5 protein-coding genes are annotated in these 6,143 nt (G+C 56.1%); 4 read left to right on the forward strand and 1 reads right to left on the reverse strand.

Features of this window, described 5'->3' with window-relative positions; all coding sequences use genetic code 11:
* Positions 1-289 precede the first annotated feature (289 nt).
* The 3 genes from L977_RS13770 (at position 290) to yjiA (ending at position 3,707) form a co-directional block, all read left to right on the forward strand.
* The gene (locus L977_RS13770) at positions 290-2,443 is read left to right on the forward strand and encodes a carbon starvation CstA family protein (protein ID WP_047625997.1); all 2,154 of its coding nucleotides are present in this window, start codon (positions 290-292) and stop codon (positions 2,441-2,443) included.
* Between the two features lie 96 nt (positions 2,444-2,539).
* Complete coding sequence (locus L977_RS13775) at positions 2,540-2,743, forward strand: YbdD/YjiX family protein (protein ID WP_003856610.1); 204 nt, start codon at positions 2,540-2,542, stop codon at positions 2,741-2,743.
* 10 nt (positions 2,744-2,753) lie between these two features.
* Positions 2,754-3,707, forward strand: coding sequence for a GTPase (gene yjiA, locus L977_RS13780; protein ID WP_023331944.1), 954 nt, complete (start codon positions 2,754-2,756; stop codon positions 3,705-3,707).
* A gap of 57 nt (positions 3,708-3,764) precedes the next feature.
* Here the strand turns inward: yjiA and L977_RS13785 are convergent, their stop codons facing one another.
* Positions 3,765-5,123, reverse strand: a complete 1,359-nt coding sequence (locus L977_RS13785; protein WP_047625998.1) for an esterase-like activity of phytase family protein — start codon at positions 5,121-5,123, stop codon at positions 3,765-3,767.
* A 410-nt stretch (positions 5,124-5,533) separates the two neighbouring features.
* Between L977_RS13785 and L977_RS13790 the strand changes: the two genes are divergently transcribed.
* Complete coding sequence (locus tag L977_RS13790) at positions 5,534-6,079, forward strand: YfaZ family outer membrane protein (RefSeq protein WP_023331942.1); 546 nt, start codon at positions 5,534-5,536, stop codon at positions 6,077-6,079.
* The last annotated feature ends 64 nt before the right edge of the window (positions 6,080-6,143 follow it).

Below are 6,143 nucleotides of genomic sequence, written 5' to 3' on the forward strand. Positions count from 1 at the left end.
TGGAGCCGAACTGGCTGAAGGAGAAACTGGTTAAAACGCTGGAAAATTATCTGGCGATGGCGCGCAGCCCGGATAACCACGTGATCTCAATCACATAATTTCCTCCAGCGGCGGCGAGCCTTAACCACTCGCCGCTTCCTTTGACCGCTCACCCGTCACTTTCAACCACTCATTCATTTACCCACCTTTACACGCGCGAGGATCTGGCACGATCGCTCCAGCATTACTCAATACCTCCTCACAACGAACCTTGACCCTTTTTTCTTTACATAAAAAACCAGGTCTTACTATGGATACTAAAAAACTACTTAAGCACGTGCCCTGGGCCTTACTCGGGATCCTCGGTGCTTTCTGTCTGGCGGTTGTCGCATTACGCCGGGGCGAACACGTCAGCGCCCTGTGGATCGTCGTCGCGTCCGTTTCCGTCTATCTTGTGGCTTATCGCTACTACAGCTTATACATCGCGCAGAAGGTCATGAAGCTCGACCCAACGCGCGCCACGCCGGCGGTCATTAACAATGACGGCCTGAACTACGTGCCAACCAACCGCTACGTGCTGTTTGGTCACCACTTTGCCGCCATTGCAGGCGCTGGCCCGCTGGTCGGCCCGGTACTGGCCGCGCAGATGGGCTACCTGCCGGGTACGCTCTGGCTGCTGGCGGGCGTGGTGCTCGCGGGCGCGGTGCAGGACTTTATGGTGCTGTTTATCTCCTCACGCCGTAACGGTTCGTCGCTGGGTGAGATGATCAAAGAAGAGATGGGTCGCGTGCCGGGCACCATTGCCCTGTTCGGTTGTTTCCTGATTATGATCATTATCCTCGCGGTGCTGGCGCTGATCGTCGTGAAAGCGCTGGCCGAAAGTCCGTGGGGCGTGTTTACCGTCTGCTCTACCGTACCGATCGCGCTGTTCATGGGCATTTACATGCGCTTCCTGCGCCCGGGGCGCGTGGGCGAAGTCTCCGTGATTGGTATCGTGCTGCTGGTTGCCTCTATCTACTTTGGCGGCGTCATTGCGCATGACCCGTACTGGGGCCCGGCGCTGACCTTTAAGGACACCACCATCACCTTCGCGCTGATTGGTTACGCGTTTGTATCCGCCCTGCTCCCGGTATGGCTGATTCTGGCACCACGTGATTACCTCGCGACCTTCCTGAAAATCGGGGTTATCGTCGGGCTGGCTATCGGGATTGTGATCATCAACCCTGAGCTGAAAATGCCGGCGGTGACTCAGTACATTGACGGCACCGGCCCACTGTGGAAAGGCGCGCTCTTCCCGTTCCTGTTTATCACCATCGCCTGTGGTGCCGTGTCTGGCTTCCACGCGCTGATCTCCTCCGGCACCACGCCGAAGCTGATGGCCAACGAAACCGACGCGCGCTTTATCGGTTACGGCGCGATGCTGATGGAATCCTTCGTGGCGATCATGGCGCTGGTTGCGGCGTCTATCATCGAACCGGGCCTGTACTTCGCAATGAACACCCCGCCTGCGGGTCTGGGCATCACCATGCCAAACCTGCATGAGATGGGCGGCGAAAATACCGCGCTGATCATGGCCCAGCTGAAGGATGCCAGCGCCCACGCGGCAGCAACCGTCAGCTCCTGGGGCTTCGTGATCTCCCCTGAGCAGATCATGCAGACCGCGAAAGACATCGGCGAACCGTCCGTGCTGAACCGCGCAGGTGGCGCACCGACGCTGGCTGTCGGTATTGCACATGTGTTCCATAAAGTGCTGCCGTGGGCAGACATGGGCTTCTGGTACCACTTCGGTATTCTGTTTGAAGCGCTGTTTATCCTCACCGCGCTGGATGCCGGTACCCGTGCGGGCCGCTTCATGCTGCAGGACCTGCTGGGTAACTTCGTGCCGTTCCTGAAGAAAACCGACTCTCTGGTGGCGGGTGTGCTCGGCACTGCGGGTTGCGTAGGCCTGTGGGGTTACCTGCTGTATCAGGGCGTGGTTGATCCACTCGGCGGCGTGAAGAGCCTGTGGCCGCTGTTCGGTATCTCTAACCAGATGCTGGCCGCTGTGGCCCTGGTACTTGGCACCGTCGTACTGGTGAAAATGAAACGCACCAAATACATCTGGGTGACCGTCATTCCTGCACTGTGGCTGCTGCTCTGCACTACCTGGGCGCTGGGCCTGAAGCTGTTCAGCACCAACCCGCAGCTGGAAGGCTTCTTCTTCATGGCGAACCAGTACAAAGAGAAGATTGCCGCAGGCGGCGCAGAACTGACCGCGCAGCAGATTGCCAACATGAACCATATCGTGGTGAACAACTACACCAACGCAGGTCTGAGCATTCTGTTCCTGGTGGTGGTGTACAGCATCATTTTCTACGGTATCAAAACCTGGCTGAAAGTGCGTAACGCCGAAGGCCGTACGGATAAAGAAACGCCGTACGTGCCGGTGCCGGAAGGCGGCGTGAAGACCTCTTCACACCATTAAAAAAATGGCGGGTGGCGCTACGCTGACCCGCCCTACAACGGTACTGTAGGCCCGGTAAGCGTAGCGCCACCGGGCTTTGTCTTATCAGGATGCATTATGTTTGGTAACTTAGGCGAAGCGAAAAAATACCTCGGTCAGGCGGCAAAAATGCTGATTGGTATTCCGGACTATGACAACTACGTTGAGCATATGAAGACCAACCATCCGGATAAACCGTACATGACCTACACTGAATTCTTCCGCGAGCGTCAGGAAGCACGCTACGGTGGAAGTGGAGAAGGCGGCGTCCGCTGCTGCTAAAGGAGAGAACATGACCCCGATTGCCGTCACCCTGCTGACCGGTTTCCTCGGCGCCGGTAAAACCACCCTGCTGCGCCACATCCTGAACGAGCAGCACGGCTTCAGGATCGCCGTCATCGAAAACGAATTCGGCGAAGTCTCCGTGGACGATCAATTGATTGGCGATCGCGCCACGCAGATCAAAACCCTGACCAACGGCTGCATCTGCTGTACCCGCTCAAACGAGCTGGAAGACGCCCTGCTGGATCTGCTCGACAGCCGCGATCGCGGTGAAATCGACTTCGACCGTCTGGTGATTGAATGCACCGGCATGGCCGACCCCGGCCCGATTATTCAGACCTTTTTCTCCCATGACATTCTTTGCCAGCGCTACCTGCTGGACGGCGTCATCGCCCTGGTCGATGCGGTTCACGCCAACGATCAGATGAACCAGTTCACCATCGCCCAGTCTCAGGTGGGCTACGCTGACCGCATCCTGCTGACCAAAACCGACGTGGCGGGTGACAGCGAGAAACTGCGTGAACGTCTGACCCGCATTAACTCCCGCGCGCCGATTTACACCGTGACGCACGGCGATATCGACCTCTCACAGCTGTTCAACACCAACGGCTTTATGCTGGAAGAGAACGTCACCACGAAACCGCGTTTCCACTTTATGGGAGACAAGCAAAACGACGTGACGTCGATTGTGGTGGAGCTGGATTACCCGGTGGATATCAGCGAGGTCTCCCGCGTGATGGAGAATCTCCTGCTGTCATTTGCCGACAAACTGTTACGCTACAAAGGGATGCTGTGGATCGACGGCGAACCGAACCGCCTGCTGTTCCAGGGCGTGCAGCGCTTATACAGCGCCGACTGGGATCGCCCGTGGGGCGATGAAGCGCCGCGTAGCGTAATGGTATTTATTGGCATACAGCTGCCGGAGGAAGAGATTCGCGCGGCGTTTGCAGATCTGAAAAAATAACCGCCCTGCTTCCCCTCTCCCCCGTGGGGAGAGGGGAAGGTTGAGGGGTGCCTAAACTTATTTCAACGCCTCCGGCAGCGTCACAATCCACAGCTTACTATCCGACTCCGGCTTCTTCAGCGGCTTCACGCTAAGCGTGGTTTCAACCGGTTTATCATCCAGCGTCAGCTTGCCTTCCGCGTTCACCCGATAATCCTTGAGCTTCTTGCCCTCGACCGGATTTTGCATCGCCACCTTCACGCCAAAGTCATTATCGTTCGCTACGGCAAGCCGTTTGCTGTCGATCAGCGCCAGCCCTTCGGCCTTCTCCTGCTGCCAGCCAAGAGCACGCAAATCAACGACCTGCGTTTTTGCCGCAAGGGTAATGCCGCGCTGCTTCAGGGTTTTCTCATCATCAAACTCCGGGTACTCGCCCGGCTTGTCAAAGGCGCTCAGGTCGCTCGCCTTGCTGAGGTCCACCTTGTAGATAAGGTTATGCATCCCGTCATTTTTATCGCTGCCCTGCTCAATCAGCAGGATATGCTGGTCATCAAGCGCCACGATGTCGCCGATTTTGGCATCACTGTTTTTGCTGTAGGCCGCGCTGTCGATAGGGTAGCCGTACATCGCTGTTTTGCCGGTCGCCGGGTCGAAGCTCACGAGACGCGTAAACAGCGCCTGCTTTTTGCTTTTACCGTCGATATCCAGCGTACTTTGTACCGCGGCGATAATGCGCCCGTCCGGCATACGGGTCAGGCCTTCAAAGCCCCGGTTCGGTTGGCGCCATTTGATAACGTTTGGCAGACCGCCCGCGATCGACTTTTCCCCTTCCGCCGCCTGCGGGCCGTGGATCGCCAGGATTTTCCCTTTACTGTCGACGTTAATCAGAAACGGGCCATACTCGTCGCACAGCCAGTAGCCGCCTTTGCCGTCCGGCGTGATGCCTTCCGTATCCAGCCCGCGGTTGTCACCCTTCAGCGTCTTGAGAGTGTCGCTAAACGCCACCTCATTGGTGGATCCAATCACGCCGCTTTGCAGCGGCAGACCGTTAATCTCGCCTTTATCGTCATGCAGCGGGCGGGCATCCGTCGCTTCTGCTTTACCGTTCTGCACGCGGATGGTCATCAGCAGCGGCGCGAAATCCGGCGTGACAAAAATTTTGGCTTCATTTTTACCCATTTTTGGCGCATCGGCGTTTGGACCGCGATCGGTCACGGTTGCAAAGGTCAGGGCATCGCCCTGCTTACCCGTAAACAGCAGGCCAGAGCCAATACCCACCGGGAGTCCGTTCGGAAATGCGCTGGCGAACACGCCGCTGTAGTTGACGTGTGAGCCTTCAGGAAAGCTGACGACATAGCGTTCAGCCGTGGGCTGTGCCGCCAGGCCAGAGAAAGAGAGCGCACAACCAACCAGCACAGGAATGATTTTTCTTTTCATATTGTTAGCATCCAGTAAGTGAAGCCAACAACGTAATGAACAAACGTGTCAGAAAAATGACATCGCAGGGAAAGGCGCCTGCGCGAGAGAACGTGTTTTCACCACCATAAGTGTAAATCTTTGTTGTTTTATGTGATTTTTGAAATATTTTTGGAAATTTCTGGAGCCTCCATTATTACACCTCCAGTCACTATCCCGGCCTCGTTCAGTTTATGTTTAGTCAAAAAACTAAACGGTTTCTAAACGCCTGAAAATCACGCGTTGACTCCCGTTCAATCAAACAAAAACGCAACATTAAATAAATTAAATTTAACAAAACCAGCATAAAACAGCGACTTGTATCACATTTGCAGTCATAAACATCGCTTGTTATGGTGCCTCCAGATTAATTTGATGATGAGGCACGAAACATGAAAAAATTGAATATCCTTCTTCTTTCTGCACTGACCGCCCTCTCTGGTTCCGCACTGGCCATGGGCGGTAGCGTTGAGCAGGGTAAAAACTTTACTAACCTCAATCTGGAAATGGGCAAATCCTCATCCGGCCTGTACGCCGAAAGCAACTGGCTCAAAAACACCGATGACGGTACCCAGACCGGTGGCGTGGGCGCAGGCTACAACCTGGAAGTGGGCCCGGTCATGCTGAACGCAGGCGCGAAGGCGATCTACATCGGCCCGAAAAAAGGCGATAACGGCGTGGCGTTCCCGATTGGTGGCGGCGTAAACGTTGCGCTGACTGACAGCATCCATGTCTATGGCGAAGGTTACGTTGCGCCTGAAGGCCTGAACAACAGCGTGAAAAACTATGTGGAAGCCAACGGCGGCGTAAGCTGGACGCCTGTCACGCCGCTGACCCTGAAAGTGGGTTACCGCCACGTGAGCGTTGATGGCAAAGACGGTCGCCCTGGCCACACGCTGATTGACGGCGCATACGTGGGCGGTGGTGTGTCCTTCTAAGGCTGTATTGCGCGTTTCGCCCGGCGGCGCTACGCTTGCACGGGCCTACGGGTTTTGTAGGCCG

Source organism: Enterobacter sp. ZOR0014 (assembly GCF_000798855.1).
Classification (GTDB): Bacteria; Pseudomonadota; Gammaproteobacteria; order Enterobacterales; family Enterobacteriaceae; genus Enterobacter; species Enterobacter kobei.

Excerpts from the sequence above, each read along its gene's own strand:
- L977_RS13770 (WP_047625997.1), top strand. The coding sequence starts at position 290 with ATGGATACTAAAAAACTACTTAAGCACGTGCCCTGGGCCTTACTCGGG.
- L977_RS13785 (WP_047625998.1), bottom strand. The coding sequence starts at position 5,123 with ATGAAAAGAAAAATCATTCCTGTGCTGGTTGGTTGTGCGCTCTCTTTC.
- L977_RS13790 (WP_023331942.1), top strand. The coding sequence starts at position 5,534 with ATGAAAAAATTGAATATCCTTCTTCTTTCTGCACTGACCGCCCTCTCT.
- L977_RS13775 (WP_003856610.1), top strand. The coding sequence starts at position 2,540 with ATGTTTGGTAACTTAGGCGAAGCGAAAAAATACCTCGGTCAGGCGGCA.
- yjiA (WP_023331944.1), top strand. The coding sequence starts at position 2,754 with ATGACCCCGATTGCCGTCACCCTGCTGACCGGTTTCCTCGGCGCCGGT.